General features: G+C 72.5%; 19 protein-coding genes and 1 tRNA gene. 12 read left to right on the top strand and 8 right to left on the bottom strand.

Going from position 1 to position 17784, the window contains the following annotated elements:
- The first annotated feature begins 8 nt into the window (after positions 1-8).
- Positions 9-767 carry a phosphoglyceromutase gene (locus ACZ7BZ_RS19870; RefSeq protein WP_470359391.1) on the top strand — a complete coding sequence of 253 codons (759 nt, stop codon included), beginning with the start codon at positions 9-11 and terminating at the stop codon, positions 765-767.
- Positions 768-1026: 259 nt separating this feature from the next.
- A complete protein-coding gene (locus ACZ7BZ_RS19865) occupies positions 1027-1623 on the top strand; it encodes a lytic polysaccharide monooxygenase (protein ID WP_470359390.1) in 597 nt (198 codons plus the stop codon).
- An 87-nt stretch (positions 1624-1710) separates the two neighbouring features.
- Here ACZ7BZ_RS19865 and ACZ7BZ_RS19860 read toward each other — a convergent pair whose 3' ends face one another.
- Positions 1711-1890 carry a hypothetical protein gene (locus ACZ7BZ_RS19860; protein ID WP_380461258.1) on the bottom strand — a complete coding sequence of 60 codons (180 nt, stop codon included), beginning with the start codon at positions 1888-1890 and terminating at the stop codon, positions 1711-1713.
- A 164-nt stretch (positions 1891-2054) separates the two neighbouring features.
- Complete coding sequence (gene phoU, locus ACZ7BZ_RS19855; RefSeq protein WP_470359389.1) at positions 2055-2738, bottom strand: phosphate signaling complex protein PhoU; 684 nt, start codon at positions 2736-2738, stop codon at positions 2055-2057.
- Positions 2739-3044: 306 nt separating this feature from the next.
- Between phoU and ACZ7BZ_RS19850 the strand changes: the two genes are divergently transcribed.
- Both ACZ7BZ_RS19850 and phoP read left to right on the top strand, forming a co-directional pair.
- Positions 3045-4562, top strand: coding sequence for a sensor histidine kinase (locus tag ACZ7BZ_RS19850; protein WP_470359388.1), 1518 nt, complete (start codon positions 3045-3047; stop codon positions 4560-4562).
- 2 nt (positions 4563-4564) lie between these two features.
- Positions 4565-5260 carry a two-component system response regulator PhoP gene (gene phoP, locus ACZ7BZ_RS19845; protein ID WP_030061050.1) on the top strand — a complete coding sequence of 232 codons (696 nt, stop codon included), beginning with the start codon at positions 4565-4567 and terminating at the stop codon, positions 5258-5260.
- A 155-nt stretch (positions 5261-5415) separates the two neighbouring features.
- On the opposite strand, the gene ACZ7BZ_RS19840 is transcribed toward phoP, so the two are convergent.
- On the bottom strand, positions 5416-6108 hold the full coding sequence (locus ACZ7BZ_RS19840) for a DUF461 domain-containing protein (RefSeq protein ID WP_470359387.1): 693 nt from the start codon (positions 6106-6108) through the stop codon (positions 5416-5418).
- 427 nt (positions 6109-6535) lie between these two features.
- On the opposite strand from ACZ7BZ_RS19840, the gene ACZ7BZ_RS19835 reads away from it, so the two are divergent.
- From ACZ7BZ_RS19835 to ACZ7BZ_RS19805, 7 genes are all read left to right on the top strand, one after another.
- Positions 6536-7018: a CarD family transcriptional regulator gene (locus tag ACZ7BZ_RS19835; RefSeq protein ID WP_030244332.1), complete on the top strand. Its 483-nt coding sequence runs from the start codon at positions 6536-6538 to the stop codon at positions 7016-7018.
- Positions 7019-7275: 257 nt separating this feature from the next.
- Entirely contained in the window at positions 7276-8031 is a 756-nt protein-coding gene (ispD, locus tag ACZ7BZ_RS19830) for a 2-C-methyl-D-erythritol 4-phosphate cytidylyltransferase (RefSeq protein WP_470359512.1), read from the top strand.
- 4 nt (positions 8032-8035) lie between these two features.
- A complete protein-coding gene (gene ispF, locus ACZ7BZ_RS19825) occupies positions 8036-8527 on the top strand; it encodes a 2-C-methyl-D-erythritol 2,4-cyclodiphosphate synthase (RefSeq protein ID WP_380461262.1) in 492 nt (163 codons plus the stop codon).
- A 177-nt stretch (positions 8528-8704) separates the two neighbouring features.
- Entirely contained in the window at positions 8705-9100 is a 396-nt protein-coding gene (locus ACZ7BZ_RS19820; protein ID WP_380461263.1) for a PPOX class F420-dependent oxidoreductase, read from the top strand.
- 115 nt (positions 9101-9215) lie between these two features.
- A complete protein-coding gene (cysS, locus tag ACZ7BZ_RS19815) occupies positions 9216-10610 on the top strand; it encodes a cysteine--tRNA ligase (RefSeq protein ID WP_470359386.1) in 1395 nt (464 codons plus the stop codon).
- A gap of 136 nt (positions 10611-10746) precedes the next feature.
- Positions 10747-11739: a 23S rRNA (guanosine(2251)-2'-O)-methyltransferase RlmB gene (gene rlmB, locus ACZ7BZ_RS19810; RefSeq protein WP_470359385.1), complete on the top strand. Its 993-nt coding sequence runs from the start codon at positions 10747-10749 to the stop codon at positions 11737-11739.
- A gap of 174 nt (positions 11740-11913) precedes the next feature.
- The gene (locus ACZ7BZ_RS19805; RefSeq protein WP_470359384.1) at positions 11914-13575 is read left to right on the top strand and encodes a DoxX family membrane protein; all 1662 of its coding nucleotides are present in this window, start codon (positions 11914-11916) and stop codon (positions 13573-13575) included.
- A gap of 76 nt (positions 13576-13651) precedes the next feature.
- Here ACZ7BZ_RS19805 and ACZ7BZ_RS19800 read toward each other — a convergent pair whose 3' ends face one another.
- From ACZ7BZ_RS19800 to ACZ7BZ_RS19790, 3 genes are all read right to left on the bottom strand, one after another.
- A complete protein-coding gene (locus ACZ7BZ_RS19800) occupies positions 13652-14437 on the bottom strand; it encodes a nucleotidyltransferase family protein (protein WP_470359383.1) in 786 nt (261 codons plus the stop codon).
- 98 nt (positions 14438-14535) lie between these two features.
- Positions 14536-14979, bottom strand: a complete 444-nt coding sequence (locus ACZ7BZ_RS19795) for a hypothetical protein (protein WP_270146161.1) — start codon at positions 14977-14979, stop codon at positions 14536-14538.
- Positions 14980-15151: 172 nt separating this feature from the next.
- On the bottom strand, positions 15152-16243 hold the full coding sequence (locus tag ACZ7BZ_RS19790; RefSeq protein ID WP_380461268.1) for an ABC transporter ATP-binding protein: 1092 nt from the start codon (positions 16241-16243) through the stop codon (positions 15152-15154).
- Positions 16244-16523: 280 nt separating this feature from the next.
- Between ACZ7BZ_RS19790 and ACZ7BZ_RS19785 the strand changes: the two genes are divergently transcribed.
- Positions 16524-16597 (top strand) — tRNA-Thr (locus tag ACZ7BZ_RS19785).
- 261 nt (positions 16598-16858) lie between these two features.
- On the opposite strand, the gene ACZ7BZ_RS19780 is transcribed toward ACZ7BZ_RS19785, so the two are convergent.
- Together ACZ7BZ_RS19780 and ACZ7BZ_RS19775 are read right to left on the bottom strand one after the other, a co-directional pair.
- Positions 16859-17533: a DUF2637 domain-containing protein gene (locus ACZ7BZ_RS19780; protein ID WP_470359382.1), complete on the bottom strand. Its 675-nt coding sequence runs from the start codon at positions 17531-17533 to the stop codon at positions 16859-16861.
- Between the two features lie 60 nt (positions 17534-17593).
- Positions 17594-17743 (bottom strand): hypothetical protein, encoded by a 150-nt coding sequence (locus ACZ7BZ_RS19775; protein WP_470359381.1) that lies wholly within the window; start codon positions 17741-17743, stop codon positions 17594-17596.
- Positions 17744-17784 lie beyond the last annotated feature (41 nt).

Below are 17784 nucleotides of genomic sequence, written 5' to 3'. Positions count from 1 at the left end.
TGGGGGCCATGGCTGACACGACGTACCGACTCATCCTGCTCCGTCACGGCGAGAGCCAGTGGAACCAGAAGAACCTGTTCACCGGTTGGGTCGACGTCGACCTCAACGAGAAGGGCGAGAAGGAGGCCGCCCGCGGTGGCGAGCTCCTGGCCGCCGAGGGCCTGTTCCCCGACGTGGTGCACACCTCGCTGCTGCGCCGCGCCATCCGGACCTCGCAGATCGCCCTGGACAAGGCCGACCGGCACTGGATCCCGGTCAGCCGCAGCTGGCGCCTGAACGAGCGCCACTACGGTGCGCTGCAGGGCAAGGACAAGGCCCAGACCCTGGCCGAGTTCGGCGAGGAGCAGTTCCAGCTGTGGCGCCGCTCCTACGACACCCCGCCGCCGGTGCTGGCCGACGACGCCGAGTACTCGCAGGCCGGTGACGCCCGCTACGCCGACATCCCGAGCGAGCTGCGTCCGCGCACCGAGTGCCTGAAGGACGTCGTCGAGCGGATGCTCCCGTACTGGTACGACGCCATCGTCCCGGACCTCGCCGCCGGCAAGACCGTCCTGGTCACCGCCCACGGCAACAGCCTGCGCGCGCTGGTCAAGCACCTCGACGGCATCTCCGACGCCGACATCGCGGGCCTGAACATCCCGACCGGCATCCCGCTGGTCTACGAGCTGGACGCCGACTTCAAGCCGGTCGCCAAGGGCGGCCGCTACCTCGACGCGGACGCCGCCGCGGCCGCCATCGAGGCGGTCAAGAACCAGGGCAAGAAGTAAGCCACTTGCCGAGAAGGCCCCGCTCCCGGCTTCGCCGGGGGCGGGGCCTTCGTCGCCCAACCGGCTTGTGCCGGGCGGCAGTTGGGGTCGGATCCAAATGGTTCAGACCATTGACGGGCGCCCGCGCCGGCTCCTACCGTGGGGGCACCGGGCTGGCGCAGGCATGCCAAGGGTTCCTCCATGTCCCGGCCGCCGCACCCCCAACGCGCGCGCGTCTGCGCCCCGGTGCACTCTCCATCCACCCCCACGGAGGAGCACCATGCGCACACGTCATCTGGTCGGGGCGGCCGTCGCCGCGCTGGCGATCCCGCTCGCCCTGGCCTTCCCGGCCCAGTCCCACGGCTACATCACCGGCCCGCCCAGCCGGGCCGCGCTCTGCGACGCGGACGCGAGCGCCGTCCCGTGGGACTGCGGCGACATCCAGTGGGAGCCGCAGAGCGTCGAGGGCCCGAAGGGCTTCCCGGCGGCCGGGCCCTCGGACGGCACCATCTGCGCCGGCGGCAACTCCCGCTTCGCCGAACTGGACGACCCGCACGGCGGCGCCTGGCCGACCACACCGGTGACGGCAGGCCAACAGCTCACCTTCACCTGGAAGTTCACCGCCCGGCACGCGACCACCGACTTCGAGTACTACCTCACCAAGCCCGGCTACGACGCCTCCCAGCCGATCACCCGGGACAGCCTCGACCTGACGCCCTTCCTGACCGTCCCGTACGGCGGGCAGCAGGTGCCGAGCACCCTCAGCCACACCGCGACCGTCCCCGGCGGGCGCACCGGGCACCAGGTGGTCGTGGCGGTCTGGACCATCGCCGACACGGGCAACGCCTTCTACTCCTGCACCGACGTCCTGTTCTGACGATCCGGGCGGCCAGGAGACGAGGCGTCCCGGGGTGCACGGGCGTGCACCCCGGGACGCCTCCGGGGTCCTTCGCGGCGGGCTGCCTCAGTGGCCGCCGCAGCAGCCGCCGTCGGCGCCGCCGCACTGGCAGGGCGCTCCGGACTGGCAGCCGCAGCCGCAGCCCGGGCCGCAGCCACAGCCCGCCGCGAGGACGGGCAACAGCTTCGGGGCGGGCGGCTCGACGGTGGTGTGGGCGGGTGCCGGTCGGGTCGGGTTGGCCTTCATCGAGCTCTTCCCTCCTAGTGACGGGCACACTCCGGTGCCCCACCGTCGAGTGAAGCCGCCGTTCGGAGGGAGCGTCAACAGGCGCGCAGTGGTGGGGCGCCCGGAAAACCGTGCACCCGCACCACCCTCGCCATAGGTTTACTCACCCCCGGGGTGAGCGGGACTCACTCCGCCTCGGTGGCGGCCTCGGCGGCGGCCACGAACTCGGCCACGTGCTCGCCGGTGACCAGGTAGACGACGCGCTTGGCGATCGACACCGCGTGGTCCGCGAAGCGCTCGTAGTAGCGACCGACCAGGGTGATGTCGACGGCGGTCTCGATGCCGTGGTGCCAGCGCTCGTCGATCAGGTGCGACAGCAGCTCGCGGTGCAGGGCGTCGATCCGGTCGTCGTCCTGCTCCATCTCCAGGGCCTTGTCGACGTCCTTGGTCGCGATCACCAGGCCCGCCTTGGCCACCAGGCGCTGGGCGAGCTGGCCCATCTCCAGGACGGTGGAGTGCAGGTCGGCCGGTACCGCCGACTCGGGGTAGCGCATCCGCGCGACCTTGGCGACGTGCCGGGCGAGGTCCCCGCAGCGCTCCAGGTCAGCGCTCATCCGCAGCGAGGTGACCACGATGCGCAGGTCGGTGGCGACGGGCTGCTGCCGGGCGAGCAGGTCGATGGCGCGGTTCTCGAGGTCGTGGTGGAGATCGTTGATCTTCTCGTCGGCGGCGATCACGCCCTCCGCCAGCGCCAGGTCCGCGTCGAGGAGTGCGGTGGTGGCCCGGCCCAGGGCGGAGCCGACCAGCCGGGCCATCTCGACCAGGCCGTCGCCGATCGCATCGAGTTCCTCGTGGTACGCGTCGCGCATGTTCTCTCCTCAGTAGCTGTGTCGGTGGCGGTGCCGACCGGTCAGCCCGTCCGACCGTCGTTCCGGGGTCCGGGCGACCGCTGCTGGTGGCGCGAATGGTACGCGCACACCCGAGACCGTGGCCGCTGTTCGGCGCAGCGATCTCTCCCACACGGGCTGCCTGGCCAACTCTGTGCCGTTCGGGCGACGACGCACGGCCGGTGCGGTGAATCGGCAGCTACGTGAAGGTGAATTCTCAGCAACGCATGGCCGATGCCTTGACTCAGCCCTTGGGGAGTGGCCAGGCCGTGCGCTTACGCTGACCACATGGACGTGAATGTGGCCGCTGCCGCCGCCTGTGCCATAGCCGGGCTCGGCGTCGGCCTCACCGCCTCCATCGCCTTCCGCTGGAGCGAGCGCGAGCAGGCCAAGGGCAAGCACACGGGCGGAAAGCACTACGGCCGGTACCAGGCACTGGGCACCGGCACCCCGGAGCCCCCGCTGCCGCCGGGGGTGGACACCGTGCTCTCGGTGCTCCGCTCCTGCGCGATCGTGCTGGGCGAGGGGGACGAGGTGGTCAAGGCCAGCTCGGCGGCGTACGCGATGGGCCTGGTGCGCGGCGGTGCCGTCGCCGTGGACCCGATGCTCGCGCTGGCCCGCGCCACCCGCCGGGACGGCGAGATCCGGCAGGTCGAGCTGGAGGTGCCCCGCCCGGGCGCGGCCCGCGCGGCGGAGCCGCTCGCGGTCTCCGTCCGGGTCGCCCCGCTGGGCTCCCGGCTGGTGCTGGTGCTGGTCGAGGACCAGACCGAGCGCCGCCGGGTGGAGGCCGTCCGCCGGGACTTCGTGGCCAACGTCAGCCATGAGCTGAAGACCCCGGTCGGCGCCCTGTCGCTGCTGTCCGAGGCGGTCGTCGACGCGTCCGACGACCCGGAGGCGGTGCAGCGCTTCGCCGGCCGGATGCAGGTCGAGGCGGCCCGCCTGGCCAGCCTGGTGCAGGAGATCATCGACCTCTCCCGGGTCCAGGACGACCGGCTGATGGTCGACCCGGAGCCGGTCGCGGTGGACGAGCTGATCGCCGAGGCGATCGACCGCTGCCGCCAGCAGGCCGCCGCCAAGCAGATCCTGATCGCGGCCGGCGGCATCGCCGGGCTCTACCTGCACGGCAACCGCGGCCAGCTCGCCGCGGCGCTCGGCAACCTGGTGGAGAACGCCGTCAACTACAGCCCGCCCCGCACCCGGGTGGCCATCGCCACCCGCCGGATCTCCAGCGCCGCCGCGCTCGGCGAGGCGGACGGCGAGCTGATCGAGATCTCGGTGACCGACCAGGGCATCGGCATCTCAGAGAAGGACCGCGAGCGGGTCTTCGAGCGGTTCTACCGGGTCGATCCGGCCCGCTCCCGGCAGACCGGCGGCACCGGCCTCGGCCTGTCCATCGTCAAGCACGTGGCCGCCTCGCACGGCGGCACCGTCTCGGTGTGGAGCGTGGAGGGGCAGGGCTCGACCTTCACCGTCCGGCTGCCCGCCGGCCAGGCCCCCACCGACGACGGCGACGACGACCTCGACGGCAGCGACGACTTCGAGGACTACGGCGACCTCGGTGACGTCGACGACGACCTCGACGACGGCCCCGCCCCGGACCTCGACGGCGCCGGGTCCACCACCGACGAACCCCGCGACGGACCCACCGACCAACCCCGCGACGAACCCGGTGCCGACACCGCCGGGCCCGCCACGGCACCCCGGACCCTCACCGCGGACCGCACCCACCGTGCGGCCCGTTCGCTCCCCGCCGGGGAGCGGGAACAACCCCTGACAAAGACAACCCAGCTTGCCCCGGAGGCCTGATCGTGACCCGAGTACTGGTGGTCGAGGACGAGGAGTCGTTCAGCGACGCCCTCTCGTACATGCTCCGCAAGGAGGGCTTCGAGGTGGCCGTCGCCGCGACCGGCCCGGACGCCCTGGAGCAGTTCGAACGCAACGGCGCCGACCTCGTCCTGCTCGACCTGATGCTGCCGGGCCTGCCGGGCACCGAGGTCTGCCGCCAGCTCCGGGTGCGTTCCAACGTCCCGGTGATCATGGTGACCGCCAAGGACAGCGAGATCGACAAGGTCGTCGGCCTGGAGATAGGCGCTGACGACTACGTCACCAAGCCCTACTCCACCCGTGAGCTGGTCGCCCGGATCCGCGCGGTGCTGCGCCGCCGCGGCGAGGACGGCGGCGCGGGCGAGAACGGCGGCGGCCCGGGCGCCCTGGAGGCGGGCCCGGTCCGGATGGACGTGGACCGGCACGTGGTGACGGTCGACGGCGCCAAGGTCGACCTGCCGCTCAAGGAGTTCGACCTGCTGGAGATGCTGCTGCGCAACGCGGGCCGGGTGCTCACCCGGATGCAGCTGATCGACCGGGTCTGGGGCGCGGACTACGTCGGCGACACCAAGACCCTGGACGTCCACGTGAAGCGCCTGCGGGCGAAGATCGAGCCCGACCCGGGCGCGCCGCGCTACCTGGTCACCGTCCGCGGCCTGGGCTACAAGTTCGAGCCGTAAACCGCGGGCCCGCGAAGACGCGGAAGGCCCCCGCCGACAGTCGGCGGGGGCCTTCGCGTTGTGCGGCACCGGCCGCGACCGGCGGAGCGGTCACCGGGACGCACGAAGCCCCGCGCCGACCCGGGAGGGGCCGGCGGGAGGCGGGGTGCGCAGCGTCAGTGGGCGGCCGGAGCGGTGGTGCCGGAGACCGGCGCGACCGGGGCACCCGTGGTGGCCGGCGTGGTGGCACCGGTCGCCGGGGTGGCCGGAGCGCCCGGGGTGGTGGCACCGGCGGTCGGCGTGGCCGGTGCGGTGGCGGCCGGGGAGGCGCTCTTGGTGGGCGCGGCCGACGGGGTCGGCCCGTAGCCCTGGTACAGGCCCTTGTCGGAGTCCGGGCTGACGCCGGCCTGGGCCTCGACCTTCTGGCCGTCCTTGAAGGCGAAGGTGGTGGGGGCGAAGCCGCCGACGTGGACGGAGGCCGAGCCGAGGGTGGCGGACGGGTTGCCCTGGCCGCCGATCGCCACCGAGCCACCGGCCGGGATCACGATGGTGGGCTGCGGGGCGCCTGCGGCGTCCGCGAAGGTGGCGCTGGCGCTGCCGACGGTGATCGACTGCAGCTCGGCCGGGGTGGTGGCCGTGTTGGAGATGTTCACGACCACGTTGGCGGGGCCCGTGTAGTCACCCGAGGTGCCGACCCCGGTGACGACCACGATGTTGTTCAGTCGAAGGTTGGTCCCAAGGGTCGCCGCCGCGTTGTCCGGCTTGATCTGCAGGGTGTCCGGCGTGTTGTTCGCGGCACAGGAGGACAGCGAGGCGATGGCGATGGCGGCGATGGCGGCGATGCTGCCGCGTCGAAGGCTGCGGCTCACGGCGGCGGCAACTCCTAGGTCAAGTGTCGACAGGTCAGGTCTCAGATTATCGACCTCACTTATGCCGTCCTCACGGGGTGGTCCCCGTGTCGCACTCCGGGGGCCGCGCGGGGGCCGGACGGCGGTATCCATGGCATGAACCGGTCACCAGCAGGACAAGCTTCGACCAAGATCGAATAACGATCTGATCACGACCCGGAAAGGGGCGAAAGCTCAAGATCCAACCATGGTTGCGGGGGTGTTGCGCAAGGGTTTCGCCGGACCTCGGAACCGCCTCCGACCTGCGGGAAGCCCCTCTCGAACATCGGTCGCAGCACGTCATGGGGGTCCTTGTCAAGCCCCGAGACCGGCCCTGACCTGCGAAAACGTCCTTCGGGTGCGCCGCAAAGCGTGTTATTCTGGAAAGCCACGGAAGGGGTCCTGTCACATGACGTTCAAGGTTGGCGACACGGTGGTCTACCCCCATCACGGGGCCGCGCTGATCGAGGCCATCGAAATTCGCCAGATCAAAGGTGTGGACAAGACCTACCTGGTGCTCAAGGTGCAGCAGGGAGACCTGACGCTCCGCGTGCCCGCCGAGAACGCGGAGTTCGTCGGCGTGCGCGATGTGGTCGGCCAGGAGGGTCTGGACCGGGTCTTCGAGGTGCTCCGCGCACCGTACACCGAAGAGCCGACCAACTGGTCCCGTCGCTACAAGGCGAACCTGGAGAAGCTCGCCTCGGGCGACGTTATCAAGGTCGCCGAGGTCGTGCGCGACCTCTGGCGTCGCGAGCGCGAGCGCGGCCTCTCGGCCGGCGAGAAGCGGATGCTCGCGAAGGCGCGCCAGATCCTCGTCAGCGAGCTCGCGCTGGCGGAGAACACCAACGAGGACAAGGCGGAGACGCTGCTCGACGAGGTGCTCGCCTCGTAGTGCGGTCGGGCTGCCGCCCACGCCCACAGCGCCCGGTGCCGGCGTGCCGCTCCCAGGACGAACCGTCCAGGAGTGGTGCAGTGGCACTCCGGGCGCTGAGGTGTGTCCGGACGACGCCCCCCACCCGAGCCGGTCCAGGCCTGCAAGACCGTTTCTGCGCAGTTGTGCGGCGGGCAGTGGACCAGTGGTTCTTCGGAAGGGGCCCCGCGCCCGCCGGGCACGCCATGGCCATACCCACTTCGCCGAAGGAGTGAAACCTGAACGCGTCAGCAGCAGTCGCAGCAGCAGTGGTGCCCGCCGCCGGCCGCGGTGAGCGGCTGGGGCCCGGCGCCCCGAAGGCCCTGCGGGAACTGGGCGGCGTGCCGCTCCTGGTGCACGCCGTACGGGCCCTCGCCCGCAGCCGGGCGGTCGGCCTGGTCGTGGTCGCCGCGCCCGCCGACGGGGTGGGCGAGGTGGTCGCCCTGCTGGACAGCCACGGACTGGACGGCAAGGACATCCGGGTGGTGGCCGGCGGCGCGACCCGCCAGGAGTCGGTCCGGCTGGGCCTGGCCGCGATCCCCGAGGACGTCGGGATCGTCCTGGTGCACGACGCGGCCCGCCCGCTCGTCCCGGTCGAGGTGGTGGACGCCGTCGCGGCCGCCGTCCGGGCCGGGGCCCCGGCGGTGGTGCCAGCGGTGCCGCTGGCCGACACCGTGAAGCGGGTCGAGCCGAACCCGGGCCACCCCGAGCCGGTGCTCGACACGCCCGAGCGCGCCACCCTGCGCGCGGTGCAGACTCCGCAGGGCTTCGACCGGGCCGCCCTGGTCGAGGTGCACGCCAAGGCGCTGGCCGAGGAGTCCGTCGGCGGCGCCGACGCCCCGCCGGTCACCGACGACGCCGGACTGGTGGAGCGCTACGGCGGCACGGTCGTCGTGGTGCCCGGCCACGAGGAGGCGTTCAAGGTCACCCGTCCGTTGGACCTCGTGCTCGCCGAGGCCGTACTCGCCCGCCGGAGGGCCTCCGATGCCTACTGAGCCGATGCCTGCTGAGCCCCTGATCCCCCGGGTGGGGATCGGCACCGACGTGCACGCCTTCGAGGCCGGCCGCCCGCTCTGGGTGGCCGGACTGGAGTGGCCGGACGCCGAGTTCGGGCTCGCCGGGCACTCGGACGCCGATGTCGCCGCGCACGCCTCCTGCGACGCGCTGTTCTCGGCCGCCGGAATCGGCGACCTGGGTGCCCACTTCGGCACCGACCGCCCCGAGTGGGCCGGTGCCTCCGGGGTGAAGCTGCTCGCCGAGGCGGCCCGGCTGGTGCGCGAGGCCGGCTTCGAGATCGGCAACGTTTCGGTCCAGGTGATCGGGGTGCGGCCGAAGATCGGCAAGCGGCGGGCCGAGGCGCAGGCGGCGCTGTCCGGCGCGGTCGGCGCACCGGTCTCGGTCTCCGGCACCACCACCGACGGCCTGGGGCTGACCGGCCGGGCCGAGGGGCTGGCCGCGATCGCCACCGCCCTGGTGTACGAACGGCGTTGAGTCCGCAGCCGGCCGATCGACCGGCTGATCGACCGGCCGGTCGATCAGCCGGAAATAGGCAGGTGTTGACGGGTGTTCACCGGATGTCGCAGGGGTCCGAATCGGTAGGGTTCGGTCCGGGCCCGTGCGGAGCTCACCCTCGGGTCCGGTACCGCCGCCGACGAGAAGAGGATTTCGATGAGTGCCCAACTCTCCGACCGTGCCAAGGCGTTGATCGACGGCAAGAGTTTCGCCGTGATCACCACGATCCAGCCGGACGGCAGCCCCCAGTCCTCGGTGGTCTGGGTCAAGCGCGACGGCAACGACATCCTGTTCTCGACCGTCGAGGGCCGCCGCAAGCACCTCAACCTGGTGAAGGACCCGCGCGTCTCGCTGCTGATCAACCCGCCGGAGAACCCGTACGAGTACCTGGAGGTCCGCGGCTCGGTGGAGCTGACCACCGAGGGCGGCCGGGAGCTGATCGACGAGCTGGGCCTCAAGTACCGCGGTGAGGAGAAGTACGGGTACGACGGTCCGGACGACGTCCGGGTGGTCGTCCGGCTCTCGCCGCGCAAGGTGGTCGGCGGCATCTGACCGGTCCGGACGGGCCGCGATTCCCCGGGGCGGTCCCGCCGTTCCCCGGGGAACGCCCGGTCCGTTCCCGGTTAATGTCGCGGGGCACCCCCCGCCGCCCACTACGCTTGACGCTGTGAGCATTCGTCTGTACGACACCAGCACCCGCCAGGTACGCGACTTCGTCCCGCTTGTACCGGGTTGTGTCTCGATCTACCTGTGCGGCGCTACCGTTCAGTCGGCGCCACACATCGGGCACATCCGGTCCGGGCTCAACTTCGACATCATGCAGCGGTGGTTCGCCTACCGCGGCTACCAGGTGACCTTCGCCCGCAACGTCACCGACATCGACGACAAGATCATCGCCAAGGAGCGCGAGCTCGGCACGCCGTGGTGGCAGATCGCCTACGAGAACGAGCGCGCCTTCAACGACGGTTACAGCGCGCTTGGCTGCCTGCCGCCGACCGTCGAGCCGCGGGCCACCGGGCACGTCCCCGAGATGATCGAGATGATGCAGGGGCTCATCGAGAAGGGCCACGCCTACGCGGTCGACGGCAACGTCTACTTCGACGTGAAGTCGTACCCCGACTACCTCGCGCTCTCCAACCAGAAGCTCGACGACCTGCGCCAGCCCGAGAGCGAGGGCGAGACCGGCAAGCGCGACCAGCGCGACTTCGCGATGTGGAAGGCCGCCAAGCCGGGCGAGCCGAACTGGGAGACCCCGTGGGGCCGCGGCCGTCCGGGCTGGCACCTGGAGTGCTCGGCGATGGTGCACAAGTACCTGGGCCCGGCCTTCGACATCCACGGCGGCGGGCTGGACCTGGTCTTCCCGCACCACGAGAACGAGATCGCCCAGTCCAAGGCCTACGGCGACGACTTCGCCGCCTTCTGGGTGCACAACGCCTGGGTCACCATGGCCGGCGAGAAGATGAGCAAGTCGCTCGGCAACTCGGTGCTGGTCTCCGAGATGGTCCAGCGCTGGCGCCCGATCGTGCTCCGCTACTACCTGGGCGCCGCGCACTACCGCTCGATGATCGAGTACAGCGAGGACGCGCTGCGCGAGGCCGAGGCCGGTTTCGGCCGGATCGAGGGCTTCGTCCAGCGGGCCGTCGAGCGCTGCGGCAAGGTCGACGCGGCGCCCGAGGTGCCGCCGGCCTTCGCCGAGGCGATGGACGACGACTTCGGCGTCCCGCAGGCGCTGGCCGTCGTGCACACCGCCGTCCGCCAGGGCAACAGCGCCCTGAACGCGGACGACAAGGAGAGCGTGGTGGCGCGACTGGCCGAGGTCCGTGCGATGCTCGGTGTACTGGGCCTCGACCCGCTCGACCCGCAGTGGGCCGGGGCGGAGCGCGGTGAGGACCTCCACGGAGTGGTCGACTCGCTGGTCCGTCTGGTCCTGGACCAGCGGCAGGCGGCGCGACAGCGCAAGGACTTCGCCACCGCGGACGCCATCCGCGACCAGCTCGGCCTGGCCGGGCTGGTGATCGAGGACACCCCGTCCGGCCCGCGCTGGACGATCAACAGCCAGTAACCCCATCTGACGATCGGGGTGATGGGTGGGCCGTACCGGACCGGTGCGGCCCTCCCGCATGACGTAGCGCATGCCGTAGGCCGCCACCGCACCGAGCGGGACGGCCGGGCATGCCGGACAGACAGGAAGTACAGCCATGGCCGGCAACAGTGCACGCAGGAACCGCCGCAACCCCGGATCCAAGAAGGGTGCGTCTGTCGGTACCGGCGGGCACAGCCGGAAGGCGCTCCAGGGCAAGGGCCCGACCCCGCCCGGTGAGGAGCGCAAGGGCCACCCCAAGCAGCGGGCCGCCAACGCCGCGCTGAAGCGCGAGCGGGACGCCAAGGCCCGGGCCGGCATGCGCCGGGCCGGCGCCGGCGGCCGCGGTGGCCGAGGCGGCGCGGGCAGCGCCGAGCTGGTCTTCGGCCGCAACTCGGTGGTCGAGGCCCTGCAGGGCGACGTCCCGGCCAACGCGCTGTACGTCCAGCAGTTCATCGACACCGATGACCGGGTCCGGGACGCCTTCCAGGCCGCCAACGAGCGCGGCATCCCGCTGATGGAGGCCCCGCGGCCCCAGCTGGACCAGATGACCGGCGGGATGAACCACCAGGGCCTGGTGCTGCAGGTCCCGCCGTACGAGTACGCCCACCCCGAGGACCTGCTCGTCGAGGCCGCCGACGCCGGCCAGGACGCGCTGATCATCGCGCTCGACGGCGTCACCGACTCGCGCAACCTGGGCGCCGTGGTCCGCTCCGCCGCCGCCTTCGGCGCGCACGGCGTGGTCATCCCCGAGCGCCGCGCGGCCGGCATGACCGCCGGTGCCTGGAAGACCTCCTCCGGCGCCGCGGCCCGGCTGCCCGTCGCCCGTGCCACCAACATGACCCGCGCCCTGGAGGCCTACCAGAAGGCCGGCCTCATGGTGGTCGGCCTGGCCGCCGACGGCGAGGCCGAGCTGGGCGACCTGGAGCTGCTGACCGGCCCGGTCGTGATCGTCGCGGGCAGCGAGGGCAAGGGCCTGTCCCGACTGGTCTCGGAGACCTGCGACATGCGGGTGCGGATCCCGATGAGCGGTCTGACCGAGTCGCTGAACGCCGGTGTCGCGGCGGGCATCGTGCTCTACGAGGCCGCCCGACTGCGCGCCAAGCGCTGAGCACGGCGGGCACCGCGCCCGCAGGAGATCTTCTGAATTCTCCGCGATCCGAGTGAAAAGCGATCGGGCCCGACCGGGTCCGATCGCTTTTCTCATGATCACTTCAAGTATGCGCCGGACATCCACCCGAGAGAGTGTCCTAAGCGGCCGTCACCCGGTTAGACGGGCGTGGACGTGGACACCAGAACACCTCGGCGCCCCCTGTTCGGCGGCGGCAGCACCGGGATAGACGCGGGCCCCGGGCTCGACACCGTCAAGGTGTCGTCGGACCCCGCGCGGCTCAGCAACACCCAGGCGAGCTTCCGGCTCCGGCTCGGCACCCCGGTGGCGCCGCTGATCGAGGCCCCGGCCGGACTGCTGTCCACCGGCGCCGCGTTCGGCGACCCGTACGCCAACCAGGGCCTGATCCGCCGTCCGCTGGTCACCCCGCAGGTCGTCGTGCCGGCCTCCGCCGTCCCGGCGCTGGCCGGGGCCGGCGGCGGTGCACCGCGCCGCAAGGGCAGGGTCACCGCCGTCACCTGGACCGGCCAGGCCGCCCCCGGGGACCTCGCCGCCACCCGGCTGCTGGAGGCGGTACGGACCAGCGGCGCCCCGGCCGGCGCCGACCTGGACGAGGACACCCAGGTGCTGCCCGCCTACGCCGGCGCCCGGACCGTCCCCCGCCAGCCGCGCGAGGGCAGCGGCACCGCCACCGACGCCGGCGTCGGCCCGGTCGGCGAACCGCACGGCTGGACCCCGAGCGGCGAACTGCCCGAGGTCTCCGCCACCGCCGCCGACGGCAAGCAGCCCTGGTACCCCGGCCGCCGGGTCGACCTCGGGCTGGTCCTGCTGCCGCTGCGCGCGGTGCTCGGCTCGCTCTCCGTCTACGCCGGGTTCAGCAAGCTGTGCGACCCGGTGTACTTCGACGGCGGCGAGCGCGGCTCGATGATGCGCTGGCTCTCCTCGCTGCACCCGTGGAAGGTCGCCGAGCCGCTGCTGGCCTTCGCGATGGCCCACCCCGTCGGCTCCGGCCTGGTGGTGTCGTTCACCGAGATCGTGGTCGGCGTGCTGACCCTCCTCGGCCTGTGGCAGCGGCTCGCCGCCGGGGCGGCGATGCTGCTCTCCGCCGCGCTGCTGTTCACCGTCAGCTGGCGGGCCGTCCCGGTGTACGACACCCCCGACCTGATCTTCCTCGCGGCCTGGAGCCCACTGCTGATCGCCGGGGCGCCGTTCGCCTCGCTCGACGGGCGGCTCAACCTGGAGGCCTGGCGCCGGATCGGCGCGGGCGCGCCGGGCGCCCTGCGCCGCCGGGTGCTGCGGCGCGGCGCGGTGGTCACCACCGTCGTGGTCGGCCTGACCCTGCTGCTCGGCTCGATGCTCGGCGCGGCCGTCCGCACCGGCGCCCGGCCGCACCAGGCGCCCGGCCGCCCGGCCGGCGAGTACGGCACCCCGGTCTGGCCGTCCGGCGGCCCCTCCGGCGCCCCCGGCGGCCAGGGCACGTCCACCTCGCCCGCGCCCGCCGCCCCGCGCCCGGCCACCCCGACGCCGAGCGCCACGGCGCCCTCCAGCGCCCCCGCCAAGTCGGCCGGTGCCACGCCCAGCGGCAAGCACTCCGGCAAGGCCGAGGCCGGCGGCTCCTCCCCGGCGCCCGCCGCCCCGCCGGCCGGCTCCGGCTCCGCGCCCGCCCAGCGCACCCCGGCCCCCGGCGGCTCGGGCACCGCGCCCAAGCCCAGCCCGAGCAACGGCTCCGGGCTGCTCGGCGGGGTGCTGGGCAGCGGTCCGGTGCTGGGCAGCGGCCCGCTGTCCGACCTGTCCGGCGGGCAGCCCTCCCGTCCGGGGACGCCGACCGCCACCTGAGGCGGCCGGACGCGCTACGGCCGGGTGCTCCGTGGGGGAGCGCCCGGCCGTAGCGCTGTGGCGTGCCCGCCGGGCGTCAGCGGGAGCTCTCGCGGTAGGCGGCCAGCTCCTTCGCCGCCTCGGTGAGGTCCTTCGCGGTGTCGATCGCGCGCCAGTACACGCCCTGCGGCAGCTGGTAGCCCGCGAGTCGCTTGCTGCGGGCGAGTTGGGGGAAGGTGGTGCGCTCGTGGTCGCCCACGTCCGGCAGCAGCTCGGCGAACTCCGGGCTGAACACGTACAGGCCGGCGTTGATCAGGAAGGGCGAGGGCGGGGCCTCGATGAAGTCCAGCACATTGCCGAACTGGTCGGTCTCCACGGCCCCCCAGGGGATCCGCGGCCGGGCCAGCGCGAGCGTCGCCACGGCGTCCCGCTCGTGGTGGAAGGCGGCCATGTCGCGCAGGCTGAAGCGGGTCCAGATGTCGCCGTTGGTGGCGTACCAGGGCTCGTCCGGGCGGGGCAGCGCCTTCGCCGCGTACTTCAGGCCGCCGCCGCGCCCGAGCGGCTCGGCCTCGACCACCGTGCGCACCCGCAGCGGCAGTTCCGCCCGGTCGAGCCACTCCTCCAGCACGTCGGCGAGGTGGCCGCAGGACACCACGACGTCGGTGACGCCTTCGGCGGCCAGCCAGGCCAGCTGGTGGCCCAGGATCGGCGTGCCCGTCCCCGGGATCTCGACCAGCGGCTTGGGGCGGTCGTCCGTGTAGGGGCGCAGCCGGGAGCCCTGGCCGCCGGCCAGGATCACGGCCTGGGTGACGGGCGTCGTGGTCGGCCGGGGCTGGGCCTGCTGGGACGCGAGGTCGGCGGCGGGGCCGGAGTCAGCGGTCATGGCTGAACAATAGGGCGCCGGCGGGGGTGACGCGGTCCGGCGGTCGGTCTGGACCCGTCGTGAAGTGCCGACCGCCGGCTGCGGTCAGCCGGCTGCGGTCAGCCGACGACGCCGGCCGCGAAGGAGCCGTCGCAGACCGGGCGGGCGAAGGACCGGGCCCGCTGCACGTCGCCCTGGTACTTGCGCACCGCAGCCTTGCCCAACTCGGTGGCCAGCGAGGTGCAGTACGGCGTCAGGGCCGGCTGCTCGCGCATCGAGCGCTCCAGCAGGTCCAGCGCGGCGGACGGGTTCTTGGCACGCAACTCGTCCAGCAGCGCCACCCGCAGCGACTCCTGCGGGGCGAGGCCGTCCGTCTTGGTGGCGGCGGTGGCGGAGCGCCCGATGCCGGCGCCGTCGCCGCTGGACGCCGCCACGACCTGCTGATCGAGCCCGGTCGGTGGGGCCCAGGGGACCCGGGTCACGGCGAGGGTGCCGGTGGTCACCAGGACGACCGGCAGGGTCAGGGCGACGGTCTGGCCGATACGGCGCACAAGCTGCTTCACCCTCAGGAGAGTAGCGGTGGGTGCGGGCCGGATCGCCCTCCGTCACGCCATCGAGTGACACAGTGTCCGGGTTCGTCCCTGCACCGTGTTGACGCGGGGGTGTACGGACGGAGCCCGCCGGACCGGGGACGGTCCGACGGGCTCCGCGCGAGAGGGGCCTGCGCGCCGGGGATCAGCGGCCGAGGCGGGCCCCGGTGCCGGTGGAGAAGACGTGGGTCTCCTCGGCGGTCGGCACGACGTGGATCGTCTCGCCGCGGGCCGGGATCTGGCGGCCGGGCACCCGGACGACCAGGTCCTTGTCCACGCCGCCGATCTGGGTGGTGCCGTAGACGAAGCCGTCCGAGCCGAGCTCCTCGACCACGTTCACGGTCACCGCGACACCCTCGATGCCGCCCGCCGGGACGATCTGGAAGTGCTCGGGGCGGATGCCGACGGTCACCGTCTTGTCGGTGAGGGCGCCGGCCAGGTCCTCGCGGGAGATGTTGACCACCGAGCCGCCGAACTTCACCCCGCCGTCCACCAGCGGCACCTCGACCAGGTTCATGGCCGGCGAGCCGATGAAGCCGGCCACGAACAGGTTGGCGGGCTTGTCGTACATGTTGCGCGGGGTGTCGACCTGCTGCAGCAGACCGTCCTTGAGCACCGCGACCCGGTCGCCCATGGTGAGCGCCTCGGTCTGGTCGTGGGTGACGTACACGGTGGTGATGCCCAGGCGGCGCTGCAGGCCCGCGATCTGGGTACGCGTCGACACCCGGAGCTTGGCGTCCAGGTTGGACAGCGGCTCGTCCATCAGGAAGACCTGTGGCTGGCGGACGATCGCCCGGCCCATCGCGACGCGCTGGCGCTGGCCGCCGGAGAGCGCCTTCGGCTTGCGGTCCAGGTACTCGGTGAGGTCGAGGATCTTCGCGGCCTCCTCGACCTTGGTGCGGATGTCCGCCTTGTTCACGCCGGCGATCTTGAGCGCGAAGCCCATGTTCTCCGCGACGGTCATGTGCGGGTACAGCGCGTAGTTCTGGAACACCATCGCGATGTCCCGGTCCTTCGGCGGCAGGTGGGTGACGTCCCGGTCGCCGATCCGGATCGCGCCGCTGTTGACGTCCTCCAGGCCGGCCAGCATGCGCAGGCTGGTCGACTTGCCGCAGCCCGACGGGCCGACCAGCACGAGGAATTCGCCGTCCGCGATCTCCAGGTCCAGCGCGTCCACCGAGGGCTTGGTCGCCCCCGGGTAGGTGCGGGTCGCCTGGTCGTACGTGACAGAAGCCATGGTCGTTCTCTCCTTCACCGGCAGGAACGTGCCGGACGATCCGAGTAAAGGGGGTTCGTTCGTCTCCGTCGGCCCGTCAGTGGTCTGAACCACTACCGGACCGGCTCCCGGCGACGCTACCCGCGCTCCCGCCGCTTGTCAGCCCCCGTCCGCCCCGAATTAGGCATCGGTTCCATCACGCCCACCCGCCCCGCCAACCCCCGGATATCCCTCCACCCCACCACCCCGGCCCGGTAGACTGCCCCCGGTGCCGCCGTGATCCGTCGCGGACGGCCACCGTGCCTCCTTAGCTCAGCTGGCCAGAGCACCGCTCTTGTAAAGCGGGGGTCGTCGGTTCGAACCCGACAGGGGGCTCACAGTAGAAGGGCCAGCTCCTCCGGAATGATCCGGAGGAGCTGGCCCTTCGTCGTTGCCGCGGTCCTACCCGGGCTGTGCCACGGGCGTGCCAGAAGGGAGCCGGCGGATCGTCCCGGAGGTTGCTGCGCGGGGCTTGCCGCCACGGGGCCGACGAGCGTGCGCCCGTTCCGAGGCGAGACCGGGGGCAGAGCTGCTGGTCGCGGCCTTCGGTCGGCGCACGGATGAACGGCCGGGAATGGGACGGTTCTTCGGCCGGGCTCAGTGGCGTCGTCGCGGCACCCGGTGCGCGGTGCGCCGTCGCGACGGACGGAGGGGACGGGAGGATGCTGCGAGCTGACGCACCAGCTGGTGCAGACAGACGGCCGAGGTGATCGGCGGCAGGCCCGCGACGACGATGTCGAGAGGGTCGGGAGATGTCCGGTACACCTCGAAGGAGCACAACCCCGTCGCGATGGCGGAGAAGACGACCACCACGGCCCAGGCGTGCACCAGCCTGCGTGATTCCAGGGTGCTGCGCAGCGTCGAGAGACTCCCCACGAGCCACGGCCCGTAGATGATCACCGGCCACAGCTGGTCCATTCCGCGCGGCGCCCGGGGGCCGGCGAGGTCGCGCAGAGGGCTGTAGCAGAGCACCCAGTCCAGCACGCAGACGGCGGTGACCGTCACGGCGGTCAGCACCCCGAACAGCCTGCGGAAGAGCAGCGGCCACGGTGTCGAGCGCTGTTCACGGCGGTGCCGGACGGCATCCCTGGACTCCCTCGTCGCCTGGTGCGGCACGGTATCGAGCAGGGTGAGCTCACTCAGGGCCCCCCAGGGGTCGAAGGGACCGGACTGTCCGCTGTCCCAGTTGCCCCATCCCTCGGCGGTCGGAACGCCGAGCGCACTGGGCCCTGCCTCGCACCAGGGGGAGGCTTCCCCCATCGGCTCGTACATCGTCAACTCCCGGTTCCGTGCCGTCCGCTGCAGTGCTCGTCCGTCGCCGAGTCGCGCGAGTCAGCATCCGGCCGACGAGGTCGAGGAGGCGGCGTGTTCGGCGTAGCCCTCCTGGAGGTGGCGGATCGTGCGCAGGAAGTCGGCCAGCAGCCGGGAACAGTGCGACAGGACGACCCGCTCGCCGTTGCGCGACAGGTAGCCGCACTGCACATCTCCCGCGACATTGGAGCGATCGGGTACAAACAGCCAGC

Source organism: Kitasatospora sp. NPDC036934 (genome assembly GCF_055608425.1).
The sequence above is the reverse complement of the archived record's forward strand: the minus strand, read 5'-3'. Positions and strand labels throughout refer to the sequence as shown.

Coding starts and splice junctions, on each gene's coding strand:
- ACZ7BZ_RS19850 (WP_470359388.1), top strand. CDS start 3,045: ATGGACGTGAATGTGGCCGCTGCCGCCGCCTGTGCCATAGCCGGGCTC.
- ACZ7BZ_RS19820 (WP_380461263.1), top strand. CDS start 8,705: ATGAGTGCCCAACTCTCCGACCGTGCCAAGGCGTTGATCGACGGCAAG.
- ACZ7BZ_RS19865 (WP_470359390.1), top strand. CDS start 1,027: ATGCGCACACGTCATCTGGTCGGGGCGGCCGTCGCCGCGCTGGCGATC.
- ACZ7BZ_RS19800 (WP_470359383.1), bottom strand. CDS start 14,437: ATGACCGCTGACTCCGGCCCCGCCGCCGACCTCGCGTCCCAGCAGGCC.
- phoU (WP_470359389.1), bottom strand. CDS start 2,738: ATGCGCGACGCGTACCACGAGGAACTCGATGCGATCGGCGACGGCCTG.
- rlmB (WP_470359385.1), top strand. CDS start 10,747: ATGGCCGGCAACAGTGCACGCAGGAACCGCCGCAACCCCGGATCCAAG.
- ACZ7BZ_RS19870 (WP_470359391.1), top strand. CDS start 9: ATGGCTGACACGACGTACCGACTCATCCTGCTCCGTCACGGCGAGAGC.
- ACZ7BZ_RS19780 (WP_470359382.1), bottom strand. CDS start 17,533: ATGTACGAGCCGATGGGGGAAGCCTCCCCCTGGTGCGAGGCAGGGCCC.
- ispF (WP_380461262.1), top strand. CDS start 8,036: ATGCCTGCTGAGCCCCTGATCCCCCGGGTGGGGATCGGCACCGACGTG.
- ACZ7BZ_RS19860 (WP_380461258.1), bottom strand. CDS start 1,890: ATGAAGGCCAACCCGACCCGACCGGCACCCGCCCACACCACCGTCGAG.
- ACZ7BZ_RS19835 (WP_030244332.1), top strand. CDS start 6,536: ATGACGTTCAAGGTTGGCGACACGGTGGTCTACCCCCATCACGGGGCC.
- ACZ7BZ_RS19790 (WP_380461268.1), bottom strand. CDS start 16,243: ATGGCTTCTGTCACGTACGACCAGGCGACCCGCACCTACCCGGGGGCG.